Source organism: Microbacterium aurantiacum (assembly GCF_021654035.1).
Lineage (GTDB): Bacteria > Actinomycetota > Actinomycetes > Actinomycetales > Microbacteriaceae > Microbacterium > Microbacterium aurantiacum.
Map to the genome: position 1 here is coordinate 151,925 of NZ_JAJPDW010000006.1, position 15,397 is coordinate 167,321.

12 protein-coding genes are annotated in these 15,397 nt (G+C 71.7%); 7 read left to right on the plus strand and 5 right to left on the minus strand.

Going from position 1 to position 15,397, the window contains the following annotated elements:
- Window positions 1-18: 18 nt before the first annotated feature.
- Window positions 19-3,966, plus strand: a complete 3,948-nt coding sequence (gene hrpA, locus LTL01_RS12930) for an ATP-dependent RNA helicase HrpA (protein ID WP_236968851.1) — start codon at window positions 19-21, stop codon at window positions 3,964-3,966.
- 6 nt (window positions 3,967-3,972) lie between these two features.
- Here the strand turns inward: hrpA and LTL01_RS12935 are convergent, their stop codons facing one another.
- The 5 genes from LTL01_RS12935 to LTL01_RS12955 all read right to left on the minus strand — a co-directional run bounded on the left by LTL01_RS12935 (window position 3,973) and on the right by LTL01_RS12955 (window position 9,006).
- Window positions 3,973-4,827 (minus strand): sulfurtransferase, encoded by an 855-nt coding sequence (locus LTL01_RS12935; protein WP_236968852.1) that lies wholly within the window; start codon window positions 4,825-4,827, stop codon window positions 3,973-3,975.
- Between the two features lie 70 nt (window positions 4,828-4,897).
- Window positions 4,898-5,557, minus strand: a complete 660-nt coding sequence (locus LTL01_RS12940) for a methionine ABC transporter permease (RefSeq protein WP_236968853.1) — start codon at window positions 5,555-5,557, stop codon at window positions 4,898-4,900.
- A complete protein-coding gene (locus tag LTL01_RS12945) occupies window positions 5,550-6,593 on the minus strand; it encodes a methionine ABC transporter ATP-binding protein (RefSeq protein ID WP_236968854.1) in 1,044 nt (347 codons plus the stop codon). The genes LTL01_RS12940 and LTL01_RS12945 overlap by 8 nt, the downstream gene beginning before the upstream one ends.
- Window positions 6,590-7,486: a MetQ/NlpA family ABC transporter substrate-binding protein gene (locus tag LTL01_RS12950; protein WP_053548757.1), complete on the minus strand. Its 897-nt coding sequence runs from the start codon at window positions 7,484-7,486 to the stop codon at window positions 6,590-6,592. Before LTL01_RS12950 ends, LTL01_RS12945 begins: the two co-directional genes overlap by 4 nt.
- 191 nt (window positions 7,487-7,677) lie before the next feature.
- Window positions 7,678-9,006: a M20/M25/M40 family metallo-hydrolase gene (locus tag LTL01_RS12955; RefSeq protein ID WP_236968855.1), complete on the minus strand. Its 1,329-nt coding sequence runs from the start codon at window positions 9,004-9,006 to the stop codon at window positions 7,678-7,680.
- 45 nt (window positions 9,007-9,051) lie between these two features.
- Here LTL01_RS12955 and LTL01_RS12960 point away from each other — a divergent pair, with 45 nt between their 5' ends.
- Genes LTL01_RS12960 through LTL01_RS12985 form a run of 6 tightly spaced genes read left to right on the plus strand, consistent with a single transcriptional unit; the run spans window position 9,052 to window position 15,325 of the window.
- Window positions 9,052-10,056 carry a Gfo/Idh/MocA family protein gene (locus tag LTL01_RS12960; RefSeq protein ID WP_236968856.1) on the plus strand — a complete coding sequence of 335 codons (1,005 nt, stop codon included), beginning with the start codon at window positions 9,052-9,054 and terminating at the stop codon, window positions 10,054-10,056.
- Window positions 10,056-10,919: an NYN domain-containing protein gene (locus LTL01_RS12965; RefSeq protein ID WP_236968857.1), complete on the plus strand. Its 864-nt coding sequence runs from the start codon at window positions 10,056-10,058 to the stop codon at window positions 10,917-10,919. Before LTL01_RS12960 ends, LTL01_RS12965 begins: the two co-directional genes overlap by 1 nt.
- A gap of 32 nt (window positions 10,920-10,951) precedes the next feature.
- Window positions 10,952-12,139: an ROK family transcriptional regulator gene (locus LTL01_RS12970; protein WP_082334778.1), complete on the plus strand. Its 1,188-nt coding sequence runs from the start codon at window positions 10,952-10,954 to the stop codon at window positions 12,137-12,139.
- Window positions 12,140-12,142: 3 nt separating this feature from the next.
- Window positions 12,143-13,198 carry a sugar ABC transporter substrate-binding protein gene (locus LTL01_RS12975; protein ID WP_236968858.1) on the plus strand — a complete coding sequence of 352 codons (1,056 nt, stop codon included), beginning with the start codon at window positions 12,143-12,145 and terminating at the stop codon, window positions 13,196-13,198.
- A 16-nt stretch (window positions 13,199-13,214) separates the two neighbouring features.
- A complete protein-coding gene (locus tag LTL01_RS12980; RefSeq protein WP_236968868.1) occupies window positions 13,215-14,096 on the plus strand; it encodes an ATP-binding cassette domain-containing protein in 882 nt (293 codons plus the stop codon).
- A 50-nt stretch (window positions 14,097-14,146) separates the two neighbouring features.
- Window positions 14,147-15,325, plus strand: coding sequence for a sugar ABC transporter permease (locus tag LTL01_RS12985; RefSeq protein ID WP_236968869.1), 1,179 nt, complete (start codon window positions 14,147-14,149; stop codon window positions 15,323-15,325).
- Window positions 15,326-15,397: the final 72 nt, after the last annotated feature.

The window sequence follows — 15,397 nt, forward strand, 5'->3', positions numbered from 1 at the left end:
ACGATACGATCGAAGGCTATGTCTTCGCCCGCGCCCGTGATCTCCTATCCGCCGGAGCTCCCCGTCAGCGCCGCGCGGGACGAGATCGCCGACGCCGTCGCGCACCATCAGGTCGTGATCGTCGCGGGCGCGACCGGCTCGGGGAAGACCACCCAGCTGCCGAAGATCTGCCTCGACCTCGGCCGGCAGAAGATCGCACACACGCAGCCCCGCCGGATCGCGGCCCGAACGATCGCCGAGCGCATCGCCGAAGAGCTCGCCGTCCCGCTCGGGACGACCGTCGGCTACAAGGTGCGCTTCACCGACAACGTCTCCGCCGACACCTCGATCGCGCTGATGACGGACGGCATCCTCCTCAACGAGATCCACCGCGACCGGCTTCTCTCGCGATACGACACGATCATCGTCGACGAGGCCCACGAGCGTTCGCTCAACGTCGACTTCCTCCTCGGGTACCTGCGCCGCCTGCTCCCCCGACGCCCCGACCTCAAGGTCATCATCACCAGCGCGACGATCGACCCGGAGAGCTTCGCCGCGCACTTCGCCGCCGCCGACGGTACGCCCGCCCCGATCATCGAGGTGTCCGGGCGCACGCACCCGGTCGAGGTCCGCTACCGGCCCCGCGAGGCTCCAGCCGAGGCCGACGGCGAAGGCGACTCCGGCGATGATGTGGACGGCATCCTGCGGGCTCTCCGCGAGCTCGATCGCGAACCCGCCGGGGATGTCCTGGTCTTCCTTCCGGGCGAGGCGGAGATCCGCGACGCGGTGGATGCCGTACGCGGCATGTACGCCAAGGATGCCGCCCCGACCGAGGTGCTGCCCCTCTACGGGCGTCTCAGCGCCGCCGACCAGCATCGGGTGTTCGAGCGCTCGAGCGTCGCCGGCGTCCGGCGCCGGGTGATCCTGGCCACCAACGTCGCCGAGACGAGCCTGACGGTGCCCGGCATCCGCTACGTCGTCGACACCGGGACCGCGCGCATCTCGCGCTACTCGGCACGCAGCAAGATCCAGCGGCTCCCGATCGAACCGATCTCTCAGGCCTCCGCGCAGCAGCGCTCCGGTCGCGCGGGCCGCACGAGTCCGGGTGTGGCGATCCGCCTGTACGGCGAGGACGACTTCCTCACCCGCGACGAGTTCACCGACCCCGAGATCCTCCGGACCTCCCTGGCGGCCGTCATCCTGCAGATGCTCGCGCTCGGGTTCGGCGACATCGAGCGCTTCCCCTTCCTCACGCCCCCGGATTCCCGCGGGGTCAAGGCCGCGTTCGACCTCCTCCGCGAACTCGGCGCGGTGTCCTCCGGCACACGCGGGGAGAACCGGCTCACCGACATCGGTCGCGAGATCGCCCGGCTCCCCATCGATCCGCGGTTCGCCCGCATGCTGCTCCAGGCCCGGAAGGACGGAGTCCTCCCCGCGGTGCTGGCGATCGTGTCGGGCATGTCGATCCAGGACGTGCGCGAGCGCCCCGAAGAGCGACGGGAGGAGGCGGATCGCCTCCACGCGCGCTTCACCGATCCGACGAGCGACTTCCTCTCCCTCCTGAACCTGTGGAATCACCTGCGCGAGAAGCAGGACGAGCTGGGGTCGAGTGCCTTCCGCAGGCTCTGCCGCGCCGAGCACCTCAACTACGTCCGGGTGCGCGAGTGGTCCGACGTCCATCGACAGCTCACCCAGCTCCTGCGCCCCACCGGGGACGAGCGTCGCGACCCCCGCGATGCACCGGCGGATCCGGATGCCGTCCACCGGGCGATCCTGTCCGGCCTCCTCTCCCACATCGGCATCCTCGACGAGCGCTCCTCCGCGAAGGGCGTCCCCGCGCGCGGCACCGGTCGCGGCAAGCCGCCGGGCGCGGAGTACCTCGGCGCGCGCGGCGCGCGGTTCGCCATCTTCCCCGGGTCGGGGCTGAAGAAGAAGCGCCCCGCCGCGCTCATGGCCGCCGAGCTCGTCGAGACCTCGCGGCTGTTCGCCCGGACGGTCGCCGAGATCGACCCGGCGTGGGCCGAAGCCCTCGCGGGGGATCTCGTCCGCCGCCAGCTCAGCGAGCCGCACTGGTCGCAGACCGCGGGAGCGGCGTCGGTCTACGAGAAGGTCACCCTCTTCGGCGTCGAGATCATCGCGCGCCGGCGGGTGCAGCTGGCCCGATTCGACCGTCCCCTGGCCCGCGAGATGTTCCTCCGCCACGCGCTCGTCGACGACGAGTGGGACCCGAGCGGCCTCGACAAGCGCGCGAGCGCGTTCCACCGTCGCAACCACGAGCTGCGCCGCCGTCTCGAACGGCTCGAGGAGCGCCAGCGCCGGCGCGACATCCTCGTCGGCGACGAGGCGGTGTTCCGCTTCTACGACGCCCGCGTCCCGCGCGACGTGTTCGACGTCCGCTCGTTCGAGGCGTGGTGGAAGGAGCACTCCCTCCGCGCTCCGCGGCTGCTCGACATGAGCGAGGCCGATCTCGTCGACGAAGCCTCCCGCGGGGACGAGCGCGACTTCCCCGGGCGGTGGACCCAGGGCGACCAGGTGCTCACCCTCGCCTACCGCTTCGAGCCGGGCGCGGAGGACGACGGCGTCACCGTCGTGGTGCCCATCGCCCTCCTCGCCACCCTCCGCCCCGACGGATTCGACTGGCAGGTCCCGGGCATGCGGGACGAGCTGATCACGGCGCTCCTGCGCGTGCTCCCCAAGGCGATCCGTCGACACGTCGTCCCCGCCGGGGACTGGGCGGGCACCTTCGCCGCGGAGCTGCGGGGTCAGGGACCGGAGGATCACGACGGGCTCCCGCCGGAGTCCCTCCGCGCGGCCCTCGCGCGACGGATCCAGCGCGTGGCGCACCAGCCCGTGACCGCCGACGACTTCGAGTCCGATCGCGTCCCCACCCACCTGCAGGTCACCTTCCGCGTCGTCGACGGGCGCGGGCGCGTGCTCGGACGCGACACGGATCTCGCCGCCCTCCAGTCCGCGCTCTCCGCCCGCGCCCGCGAGGAGGTGTCCCGCTCGCTCTCCCGGCCCGCCGCGGCCACGCCGTCCGCTCGGGGCGGCGCCCCCCGCGCCGGCGCGCGGAAGGATGCCGCGCCGGGCGACGCGCCGGCCTTCACGGAGCAGTCCGGCCTCACTTCCTGGCCGTCCGAGACCCTCCCCGAGGTGGTCGACACCCGCGTCGCGGGCGGTGTCGTCCGCGGGTATCCGGCAATCGTCGACGACGGATCGACGGTGTCGCTGCGCGTAGAGTCCACGCCCGAGCGCGCACGGGAGGCCACGCACCGCGGCATCCGTCGACTGCTGCTGCTGGCGGTGCCCTCCCCTGCGACGTATGTGCTGGACCACCTCACTTCGACCGAGAAGCTCGCCCTCGCCGCCTCGCCCTACCCCTCGGCGAAGGCGCTGGTGGAGGACGGCCGTGTCGCCGTCGCCGACGCGATGCTCCGCCAGGCCGCTCCGGACGGCGTGCTCCGCACCCGGGCGGAGTTCGAGCGGGTGCGGGACGCCCTGTCGGCGGTCGTCGTCGACGAGACGTTCCGGGTGGTCTCGCTCGTGGCGAAGATCCTCATCGCGGCGCGCGACGTCGAACGCGGCATCCGTGATCGGAACTCCCTCACGCTCCTCTCCGCCCTCGGCGACGTTAAGACGCAGCTGGCGGGGCTGGTGTTCCCCGGCTTCGTCGCCCGCACCGGCACGGCTCGGCTCGCTCATCTGCCGCGCTACCTGCGCGCGGCGCGGGAGCGTCTGGACGGCATGGCCGACAACCCCGGCCGCGACCGTCAGCGGCAGACCGAGTTCGAGCGGGCGGCCGCCCTCTACGCCGATGCCGGCGGCGTGCTCCCCCTTCCCGAGAACGCTCCTCCCGCGCTCACGAGCGCGCGGTGGCTGCTCGAGGAGTACCGGGTGAGTCTGTTCGCCCAGGGCCTCGGGACGGCCGAGCCGGTGTCGCTGCCGCGCATCCAGAAGGCGCTGCGTCCGGACGCGGGATCCCGCTGACGCGCGTCACGCCGGTCGCACCACGCCCTCCGGCGTCGGCCCGGTCGCCACGAGCCGACCCGGCGTCCGCGACCAGGCGCTCCACGACCCCGGGAAGAGGGTGACCTCGATTCCGGCGAGTTCACCCGCGAGGACGGCGTGGCTGGCGGCGATCCCCGATCCGCAGGACGCGGCCACCGGCACCGTGCCGTCGGCGCCGGCCGCGGCGAAGAGCGCCCGCAGCCGCGCCGGCTCGGCGAAGCGTCCCCGATCGATCAGGGCCGTCGTGGGAAGATTCACCGCGCCCGGGATGTGACCGGCCACGGGGTCCATCGGCTCGCTCTCGCCGCGGTAGCGCTCGGCGGCGCGGACGTCCAGGAGGACGCCGTGCGACGACCACCGCGCCGCCTCCTCGATGTCGATCGTGCCGCCGTCGATCGCGTCGAGGGCGATGTCCCCCGCCGCGGGAAGCACGTCGCCGGTCTCGAGGGCGCGTCCGGCGTCCGTCCAGGCGCGCAGGCCCCCGTCGAGCACGCGCACGTCGGCGACGCCACTCCGGGTGAGCAGCCACCACGCACGCGCCGCCGCCACGGAATCGATGTCGTCGTAGACCACGACCACATCGCCGCGCGAGATGCCCCAGCGCCGCGCGGCCCGCTGGAGGTCGGCGGTCTCGGGAAGCGGATGCCGACCCTCCTCCGGTTCGCCCCGTCGGGAGAGCTCCCGCTCCAGGTCGACGTACACCGCCCCGGGCAGATGACCGGCGACGTAGTCGGGCCGGCCCTCGGGCCGGTCCAGGCGCCACCGCACGTCCAGCAGACGGACGGGGGCACCCTCGTCGAGGAGCGCGGACAGGTCGGCGGGCGAGATCAGCAGGGCCATGGCGTCATCGTCCTCCTCGACCGGTCCCGAGCACAGCACCGCGCGCAACAGTTCGACATCCCCACGGCGATCACCGGCGCAGCACCTTCCGCGCGAGCGCGTTCCCCAGGAACTGCACCGCCTGGACGATCACGATGATCACGAGGACCGCGGCCCACGTGACCGCGAGATTGAACTGACGGAATCCGTAGACGATCGCGAACTCCCCGAGTCCTCCGGCGGCGACGGCGCCCGCGATCGCGGTCATGTCCACGAGGGCGACGAGGATGAAGGTGTACCCGAGGATGAGCGGTCCGAGCGCCTCGCGGGGTACGAGCCGGAAGAGGATGCGCGACCGGCTCGCCCCGGCGGCCCGCGCCGCTTCGATGACGCCGCGATCGACCGTCAGCAGGTTCTGCTCGACGATCCGGCTGATGGCGAACATCGAGGCGAGGCTGATCGCGAAGATGCCGAACTCGGGTCCGATTCCGGGGATGCCGATCCCGCGGGCCAGCGGCTGCACGGCGGCGAGGAGGATGACGAACGGGATCGGCCGGAAGAAGTTCACCACCACGTTCAGCACGCCGAAGACCGCGCGCTGCGGGAAGAGGCTGCCGGGGCGGGTGGCGTACAGCGCGAGGCCGAGCAGGAGCCCGGCGAGACCGCCGAAGAGGAGCGCGATCGACACGACGTAGAGCGTCTCGAAGGTCGCCGCCCAGAGCTCCGGCAGCAGGGTGAGGAGCCTATCCACGGTTCACCTCCTCGGTCAGCGGCGCGAATCTCGACGCGCGCTCGATCGCCCGCTCGACGGAGGACGCCTCGCCGTCGACGGCCAGGGTGAGGTGTCCGAAGACACGGCCGCGGATGTCGTTGATCCCCCCGTGGATGAGCTCGAAGCGCACCCCCTCCGCGCTCAGCGCGGCGAACACCTCCGACTGCGTCACGTCGCCGTCGCGGACGGTGAAGGTCACGATCCGCCCCGGATGCCGCCGCCGCAGCGTCTCCCACTGCTCACCGCGGGGGACGTCCTCGATGATGCTCGCCACGAACCGTCGCGTGGCCGCGTGCTGCGGGGCCGAGAGGATGTCGAAGACGTCGCCGCTCTCGATGATCCGGCCGTTCTCCATCACGACGACGCGGTCGGCGAGTCGCCGGATGACGTCCATCTCGTGCGTGATCACCAGGATCGTGATGCCCAGCTCGCGGTTGACACGCTGGAGGAGGTCCAGCACCTCCTGGGTCGTGTCGGGGTCCAGGGCGCTGGTGGCTTCGTCCGCCAGCAGGATGCGGGGCGTGGTCGCCAGCGCGCGGGCGATCCCGACGCGCTGCTTCTGCCCGCCCGAGAGCTGCTCCGGATACGCCCCGGACTTCGCCGACAGGCCGACGAAGTCCAACAGCTCCGCCACGCGCTCGCGGATGACCGCACGCGGACGACCGGCGACCTCCAGCGGGTAGGCGACGTTGCCGGCCACCGTGCGGGAGCCGAACAGGTTGAACTGCTGGAAGATCATCCCGATGTCGCCGCGGAGCGCGCGGAGGTCCTTCTCGCGAAGGCCCGTGATGTCGCGCCCGTCGACCTCGATCGTCCCGGAGGTCGGCTTCTCGAGGGCGTTGACGAGGCGGAGCACCGTGCTCTTGCCCGCACCCGAGTAGCCGATGATCCCGCACACCTCGCCCGCGGCGATGGTCAGCGACACGTCGTCGACCGCGAGCGTGCGCGGTGCGCCCTTCGCCGTCGGCGGGTAGGACTTGGTGACGCGCGCGAGGCGGATGAGGGACGCGGTCACTGGTTCGCGCGGATGTCGTCCTCGACGTCGGTGAGCGACGCGACGAGGTCCGACGCGGGGGTCGTGACGAACACCGCGGTACCTCCCGATGCTTCCTGCAGGCCGTCGAGGACCGCCTGGTCGGTCTGGAAGATCTCCACCAGACGCTGGTAGGTGGGGTTGTCGGCATCCTCCGCCTTGGCCGCGAAGATGTTGACGTAGGGAACGGCGTTCGGGTCGGACGGGTCGTCGGTGGCGATCGCGTCGTCGAAGCTGAGCCCGGCGTCCGTGACGAAGTCGTTGTTGATGATCGCCGCGGCGACATCGGGGAGGGAGGTCGCGGTGAAGGCGGCGTCGAGGGCCTCGACCGTCACCTTCGACTCCGGCAGGACATCGGCGACCGTGGAGAAGATCGACCCGCCGTCCTCGAGCTCGACGAGTCCGGCGGACTGCAGGACGAGGAGTCCGCGGGCCTGGTTGGACTCGTCGTTGGGAACCGCGACGGTCGCCCCCTCGGGGATGTCCTCGACGGAGTCGTATTGGCTGGAGTACAGCCCGAGCGGATAGATCGCGGTCGCGCCGATCGGCTGCAGGTCGTCGGCGCTGCTGACGTTGTAGGTGGCGAGGTAGATGATGTGCTGGAACTGGTTGAGGTCCAGCTCATCGGCCGACAGTGCGGGGTTCGGCTGCGTGTACTCGGTGAAGTCCACCAGCTCCACCTCGATGCCCTCGGCGGCCGCGGCTTCCACGTAGGTCGCCCAGTAGGGGTCTCCGGCGCCGACCACACCGATGCGGACCGGCCCGTCGCCGCCGCCCTCGCCGGCGGAGTCGGAGGCGGTCGATGCGCATCCGCTGACGCCCAGGACGACGGCGAGCGCGAAAGCGGTGACGGACAGCGGCTTGATGACGGACATGGTGCTCCTCGTGGTTGTCGGGCACCACGCGCGCGGACGGACGACCGCGGTGGCGGGTGGATCACACCCGCTCGCCTCATCGCGGTGCCTCCGGCAGGTTAGGCACGCCGTCTCGCGCGCCGAAACCGCGCCGTAACATGCCGACACCCGCGGGCTTCGGCGGCCGGCGGGTGTCGGCGGGCGCAGCCCTCTCAGGACGCGCGGATCAGCGCTCCGTAGAACGCGATGCCGCGCAGCCACACGCCGACTCGGATGCGCTCGTTCGGCGCGTGCAGGGCGTCGCGCTCGGCGCGGGTGAGGTGGAACGGGGTGAAGCGGTAGACGTGCTCGCTGATCCCGGTGAACCAGCGGCTGTCACTGGCTCCGAGCTGCAGGTAGGGCGTGGTGACGACATCCGTCCCGAGGGTGTCGGCGACCGCCGTGGCGATCCGCCGCCACGGCTCGCCACGCCACGGCGAGACCGGGGAGGGGTCGCCCCCCTGGCGCAGCTCGACCTCCACCGCCGGATCGCCGATCACGCGGCGCACGCGCGCGATCGCCGCCTCCACCGTGTCGCCGGTGAGCAGGCGCACGTTCACGGTCGCCCGCGCGCGCGTGGCGAGGACGTTCTCCCCCACCGCCCCGGCCAGCTCGGTCACGACCGCGGTGGTGCGGACGATCGCGTTCGTCTCGGGGCCCGCGAGCGGGAGGGCGCGGGCGAGCAGCGGTGCGGTGACCGCGAGGTTCGCGAGGAGGGGCCGCAGCGGCCCGCGCGCGTGCGGGGCCAGCGTCGCCAGCATCGCCCGCACCGGCGGGGCCAGGCGCACGGGGAACGGATGCCGGTGCAGTCGCCCGATCGCGCGGGCGAGCCGCGCGGGAGCCGGAAAGGACGGCGGCGTCGAGGCGTGGCCGCCGGCCTCGTGGACGGTGAGGGTCAGCGTCATCACACCGCGCTCGGCCACCCCGACCATGGCCGTGGGCACCCCGACACCGGGGAGGACCCCCTCGACCACCGCGCCGCCCTCATCGAGGACCAGGGCGGGCCTGATGCCGCGCTCCTGGAGCACCGTCGCGATCGCCCGGGCGCCGTCACCGGCGGTCTCCTCGTTGTGTCCGAACGCGAGATAGACGTCGTGGGCGGGGACGACGCCGTCCGCGAGCGCGACCTCCACCGCCTCGAGGATCGCCACGAGGGCGCCCTTGTCGTCGATCGCGCCGCGGGCGTGGATCTCGGCATCCGCCCCTTCGCCTGAGATCTCGGCCGCGAACGGCGGATGCCGCCACTCGGTCGGATCGACCGGGACGACGTCCTGGTGGGCCATGAGCACCAGCGGACGCTCGGGGGTCGTGCCGCGCCAGCGGTACAGGAGTGCGTGCCCGGCGACGACCTCGCGCTCGAGCTCGTCATGCACGCGCGGATAGAGCCGCGCGATCGTGTCGTGCAGGAGATCGAACGCGACGGTGTCGACGAGCGACTCGTCGACATGCGAGACGGTGGGGATCCGCAGGATCTCTCGGAAGCGCTCGATCGGGGTGCTCACCCTGCGAAGCCTAATTCGCCACGCCCCGCCCGCTACCCTCGGAGGATGACCGCATCCGCATCCCCGAGCCTTCGCTGGGGCATCCTCGGCCCCGGCGGCATCGCGCACGCCTTCATCCGCGACATCCGTCTCGCCGGCCGCGACGTCGTCGCCGTCGGATCGCGCGATCGTGAGAAGGCCGCGGCCTTCGCCGAGCAGTACGCGATCCCCCGCGTGCACGGCAGCTACGAGGACCTCGTGGCCGACCCCGAGGTCGACATCGTCTACATCGCCACGCCGCACCCGTTCCACCACGCCCAGGCCCTCCTCGCCCTGAACGCCGGCAAGCACGTCCTGGTGGAGAAGCCCTTCACCCTCACGGCCGCCGAAGCCGCCGAGGTGCGCGACGTCGCCGCCGAGCGGGGGCTGCTGGCGATGGAGGCGATGTGGACGCGCTACCTCCCGCACATGGCGCGCATCCGCGAGATCATCGCCGCCGGGACCCTCGGCGAAGTGCGCGCGGTCATGGCCGACCACACGCAGCTGCTGCCGTCGGATCCCACCCACCGCCTGAACGCCCTGGAGCTCGGGGGCGGCGCGCTGCTGGACCTCGGGGTGTACCCCGTGTCGTTCGCGTGGGACATCCTGGGTGAACCGATCTCGATCGCCGCCTCCGGACGCCTCGGCGAGACCGGCGCCGACACCGAGGTCGCCACGATCATGGTGCACCCCTCCGGGGCCGTGTCCACATCGCTCTCGGCCTCCCGGGCGTCGGGACCGAACGTCGCCCACATCATCGGCACCGAGGGGCGGATCGACATCGACCGCGTCTGGTACAACGCCACCTCGTTCCGCGTGATCGGCCCCGACGGCACGGTCATCGAGGAGTACCGCTCCGAGATCTCCGGGCGCGGGATGCAGTTCCAGGCGCTCGCGGCGGAGGCGTACATCGCCGACGGCACCCTCGACAGCGCTCTGCTCCCGATCGACGAGACGGTGGCGATCATGGAGACCCTCGACGAGATCCGCGGCCTCATCGGCGTGCGCTACCCGTCGGAGGAGGAGGACTGATGGCTCCCGCTCCCGGCGCCCGCGTGGCGGTGTATCTCGACTTCGACAACATCGTGATGTCCTGGTACGACCGGGTACACGGACGCAACGCCTACTCCCGCGACCGGCAGAAGATCGCCGCCGACGCCACGGATCACGAGATCGCCGAGCGGTTGACCGCGGCGACCATCGACGTCGGCGCCATCATCGACTACGCCACGTCCTTCGGGACGCTGGTGACCACGCGCGCCTACGCCGACTGGTCCGCTCCCGTCAACGCCGAGTACCGCTCCCAGCTCGTCGCTCGAGCGGTGGACCTCGTCCAGCTCTTCCCGGCCGCCGCCTATGCCAAGAACGGCGCGGACATCCGTCTGGCGGTGGATGCCGTGGAGGACATGTTCCGCCTTCCCGACCTCACCCACGTCGTCATCGTCGCGGGAGACTCGGACTACGTCCCGCTCGCGCAGCGGTGCAAGCGCCTCGGACGCTTCGTCGTCGGGGTCGGGGTCGCCGGCTCCACGGCGAAGTCCCTCGCCGCCGCGTGCGACCAGTTCGACTCGTACGACGCCCTCCCCGGCGTCGCCGTCCCCGCGAGCGCGGAGAAGGAGTCCACCCCCACGCGCCGACGCGGGCGGAAGGCGGCATCCGATCCCACCGCCGATCTCCTGGAGCGCGCGCTGCGGCTGGAGAGCGACAAAGAGGATGCGGAGTGGCAGCACGCCTCGGCGGTGAAGAGCCTGATCAAGCGGCTCGACCCGTCCTTCAGCGAGAAGGCCCTCGGTCACAAGAGCTTCTCGGAGTTCCTCAAGGCCCATCCCGCCGTCGCCGAGACCGACGAGGCCGAGAACATCGTCCTGGTGCGGCTCGCGGCCGACCGCCGCTGACGCCCGCACCGGCGAGCGGTACAGTGTGTCCCGTGGCACGCCGTACTCCTCCGCCGGGCTCGCAGACCTCCCTGCGAGAGGCGAACCGTGCGCGCGTGATCGAGTCGCTGAAGCGCCACGGGCGTCTGACGCAGGTGGAATTGGCCGGAAGCACGGGTCTGTCGCCGGCCACGGTGTCGAACATCGTCAAGGAACTCACCGCCTCGGGGCTGCTGCACACCTCGTTCACGTCCCGCAGCGGTCGGCGCGCGACACTGGTCTCACTCGCGCGTCAGGTCGGGCTCGTCGCCGGAGTCCACTTCAGCTCCCGACACCTGCGCATCGCCATCGCCGATGCCACGCGCACCACCGTCACCCAGACCACGCTTCCGCTCCCCCTGGACCACCGACACGACGCGGAGCTGGACCGGCTGAGCCTCCTACTCGGCGACATGATGGAGTCCCTCGGCGGATCGGTCACGGATCTCCTCGCGGTGGGTCTCGCCCTCCCCGCACCGATCGATCCGCGCACGGGGATGGTCTCCACCCCCGGGCTCCTCCGCGGCTGGGAGGGCGTCGACGTCGCCGAGAGCCTCACCTCCCGCATCGGCCGCCCCGTGCACGTGGACAGCGAAGCAAACCTCGGCGGTCTCGCCGAGGCCCGAGAGGGCGCCGGCCGTGCATCGCGCTCGTCGGTGTTCATCCGCATCGGCCACACCATCAGCGCCGGAATCATCGTAGACGGCGATCTCTTCCGCGGGGTCAACGGCAAGGCCGGGCAGATCGGGCACGTCACGCTCGACGAGAACGGCCCCATCTGCCGGTGCAGCAACCGCGGATGCCTCGAGACTTATGCGGCGGGCCCCGCCCTCCTCTCGCTCTTCCCGCCCGGCGAGGGGATGCAGCGCCTGGGCGATCTCCTGCAGGCCGCCGAATCCGGCGACGGCAGCTCGCGACGCGTCATCGCCGACGCAGGCCGCCACATCGGCGTCGCCGCGGCGAGCCTGTGCAACCTCTTCGACCCCGAGCTCATCATCGTCGGCGGCGAGCTGGGACTCGCGGGCGAACTCCTCATGGCTCCCATGCGCCACTCGCTGGAGCGCACGGCGCTCGCCTCCGCCGACGGTCTCCCCGAGATCGTCGAGGCCTCGTTCGGCGAATGGGCCGAGACCCGCGGGGCGATCGCGACGGCCCTCGACCAGGTCGCCGTCGACGCCCAGACCCTGCCCATCACGGCCTGACCCGTGCGCCCCTCCCGCCTGCATCCGGCGGCCGTCCTCGCGGCGACCGCGCTGACGGCCGCCCTGCTCACCGCGTGCGCACCGGCCGCCGACGACGAGGGAACGATCGCCCTCCTCCTCCCCGACGCCAAGACCGCGCGGTACGAGACGTTCGACCGCCCTGTGTTCGAAGAGCGGGTCGCGGAGCTCGGCGACTTCCGCGTGCTGTACTCCAACGCCGATCAGGATGCCGCCAAGCAGCAGCAGCAGGCGGAGTCCGCCCTCGCGGCGGGGACGGACGTCCTCGTGCTCGACCCGGTCGACGGCAACGCGGCGGTCTCGATCGTCGCCGCCGCCAACGCCCAGGGCGTTCCCGTGATCGCCTACGACCGGATGATCTCCGGCGGGGAGCTGGCCTACCACGTGTCCTTCGACAACGAGAAGGTCGGACAGCTGCAGGCCGAGACCCTCGTGGCGGGGCTCGACGCCGCCGAGCGGGAGGATGCCGGCATCCTGATGATCAACGGCTCCCCGACCGACAGCAACGCGGCCCTCTTCCGGGCGGGGGCGCGGGAGGTGCTGGACGCCGCCGCGGTGACCGTGCTGGCCGAGTACAGCACACCGGATTGGAGCCCCGACAAGGCCCAGGAGTGGACCGCGGGCCAGATCTCGCAGTTCGGCGACCGCATCGCCGCGGTGTACGCCGCGAACGACGGGACCGCGTCCGGAGCGGTGTCGGCCCTGAAGGCCGCGAACGTCGCGCCGTATCCGCTGGTGACGGGGCAGGATGCCGAGCTCACGGCGCTGCAGCGGATCCTCACCGGGGACCAGTACATGACGGTCTACAAGGCGATCAAGCCGCAGGCGCGACTGGCGGCGGAGGTCGCCGTGACGCTCGTCCGCGGGGATGAGGTCACCGCACCCACGGAGATCGACGGCGTCCCGACGACCCTCCTCGAGCCGGTCGCGGTGACGGTGGACACCATCGCCGACACGGTGATCGCCGACGGATTCTGGAGGGTGGAGGACATCTGCACGCCGGCCTATGCGGCCGCGTGCGCCGCCGCCGGTCTACGGTAGCCAGGTGGCAGCGGACATGGCGACGACGCATCCCCGACCTCGGCGCACCCGGGAGCGGGTCCTGACGATGACGGGCATCCGCAAGCGGTTCGGCGCCGTGAAGGCGCTCTCGGACGTGGATTTCTGGGTCAACGAGGGCGAGGTCGTCGCGCTCGTCGGCGACAACGGCGCGGGCAAGTCGACGCTGGTGAAGGTTCTCGCGGGGGTCCACCCCCCGGATGCCGGTGAGATCGTGTTCGACGGCCGGAGCGTGCAGATCGCCAGCCCCGCCGACGCACAGGACCTCGGGATCGCCACCGTCTTCCAGGACCTCGCGCTGTGCGACAACCTCGACGTCGTGGCGAACCTGTGGCTGGGTCGCGAGCGCCGCGACGGCGTGCTGCTGGACGAGGTCGACATGGAGCAGCGCACGTGGAGCCTCCTGCGCGAGCTGTCGGCGAAGATCCCCTCGGTCCGCGTGCCCGTGGCCTCGCTCTCGGGTGGTCAGCGGCAGACCGTCGCGATCGCCCGCTCCCTCGTGGGAGAGCCTCGCGTGGTGATCCTCGACGAGCCGACGGCCGCCCTCGGGGTGGCCCAGACCGCCGAGGTCCTCAACCTCATCGAGCGGCTGCGCGAACGCGGTCACGGGGTGATCCTCATCAGCCACAACATGGCCGATGTGCTCGCCGTCGCCGACCGCGTGGTCGTCCTCCGCCTCGGTCGCAACAACGGCGAGTACAACGTCGCCGACGTCACGAGCGAGACGCTGATCGCCGCGATCACGGGAGCGGGCGACTTCGGTGCGCGTGCCCGACCGATGCCGCCCGAGCCGGTCGAACCGGCCGAACCACCCGTTCCGGTCATCCCTCTCCGCCCGCGCGGATCGCACCCGCGCCCCGGGCACGGAGGCGGCGAGTGACGGCCGCCGACGACCGCGGGGCGCTCGGCGCCCTCCCGCCGAGCGGCGGCATCCGTCAGAGTCTCGACCTGTTCGTCGCGCGGATCCGCGGCGGTGACCTGGGTGCGGCTCCCGTCATCGCCGGCCTCATCGTGATCTGGATCGTCTTCCAGGCGCTGAACCCGGTCTTCCTCTCCAGCACGAACCTCGTGAACCTCACGATGCAGAGCGCCGCGATCGGCACGATCGCCCTCGGGATCGTGCTGGTGCTCCTGATCGGCGAGATCGACCTGTCCGTGGGATCGGTGTCGGGGCTCGCCGCCGCGGTGCTGGCGGTCGGGTTCGTCCAGCTCCAGTGGCCCCTGGTCGTGGCGCTCCTCGCTGCCGCGGGGGTCGGGGTGATCATCGGCCTGCTCTACGGGTTCCTCGTCACGACCTTCGGTCTCCCGAGCTTCGTGGTGACCCTCGCGGGGCTCCTTGCCTTCCTCGGCGTGCAGCTGTGGGTCCTCGGCCCGTCGGGATCGATCAACCTTCCGTTCGACTCCTGGATCGTGCAGTTCGCACAGCAGATGTTCCTTCCCGCGTGGGCCTCCTACGTCGCCGTCGCCGTCGCCGTCGGCCTCTATGCGGCCAGCCTCGCCCGGCGGGCGCGGCGACGCGCGGCCGCCGATCTCGTCCACCAGAGGCCGGTCGAGATCGCCGTGCGCACGGCGGTGCTCGCGGCGGTGCTGGCCGTCTCGGCGTGGTACCTCAACCTGTCGCGCGGCGTCGGGGTGATGTTCGTGTTCTTCCTGGTCCTCGTCGTGGGGATGCACATCGCCCTCACCCGCACCCGGTGGGGCCGTGCGGTCTACGCGGTCGGCGGGTCGGTAGAGGGTGCGCGGCGTGCCGGCATCCGGGTCGACCGGATCTACCTGTCCGTCTTCGCGATGTGCTCGACCCTCGCCGCTATCGGTGGACTGCTCGCCGCCGCCCGCCTCGCGGCCGCGAACCAGAGTTCGGGCGCCGGAGACACGAACCTGACCGCCATCGCCGCCGCCGTGATCGGCGGTGCGAGCCTGTTCGGCGGGCGCGGCAGCGCGTTCTCCGCGCTCCTCGGCATCCTCGTGATCGGCTCCATCGCGTCCGGGCTGACCCTGCTGAACCTGGATTCATCCGTTCAGTTCATGATCACCGGCGCCGTGCTCGTCCTCGCCGTCATCGTCGATTCGATTTCCCGGCGCACCCGCGCCGCCACCGGACGCGCCTGATTCCGCGCGAACGCATCGCCCTTGGGTTCAGGGGGCGAAGCCGTTCGGCGCGTTATCGGGCTCTTCGGACAT

Excerpts from the sequence above, each read along its gene's own strand:
- hrpA (WP_236968851.1), top strand. The coding sequence starts at position 19 with ATGTCTTCGCCCGCGCCCGTGATCTCCTATCCGCCGGAGCTCCCCGTC.
- LTL01_RS12935 (WP_236968852.1), bottom strand. The coding sequence starts at position 4,827 with ATGGCCCTGCTGATCTCGCCCGCCGACCTGTCCGCGCTCCTCGACGAG.
- LTL01_RS12950 (WP_053548757.1), bottom strand. The coding sequence starts at position 7,486 with ATGTCCGTCATCAAGCCGCTGTCCGTCACCGCTTTCGCGCTCGCCGTC.
- LTL01_RS12960 (WP_236968856.1), top strand. The coding sequence starts at position 9,052 with ATGACCGCATCCGCATCCCCGAGCCTTCGCTGGGGCATCCTCGGCCCC.
- LTL01_RS12965 (WP_236968857.1), top strand. The coding sequence starts at position 10,056 with ATGGCTCCCGCTCCCGGCGCCCGCGTGGCGGTGTATCTCGACTTCGAC.
- LTL01_RS12980 (WP_236968868.1), top strand. The coding sequence starts at position 13,215 with ATGGCGACGACGCATCCCCGACCTCGGCGCACCCGGGAGCGGGTCCTG.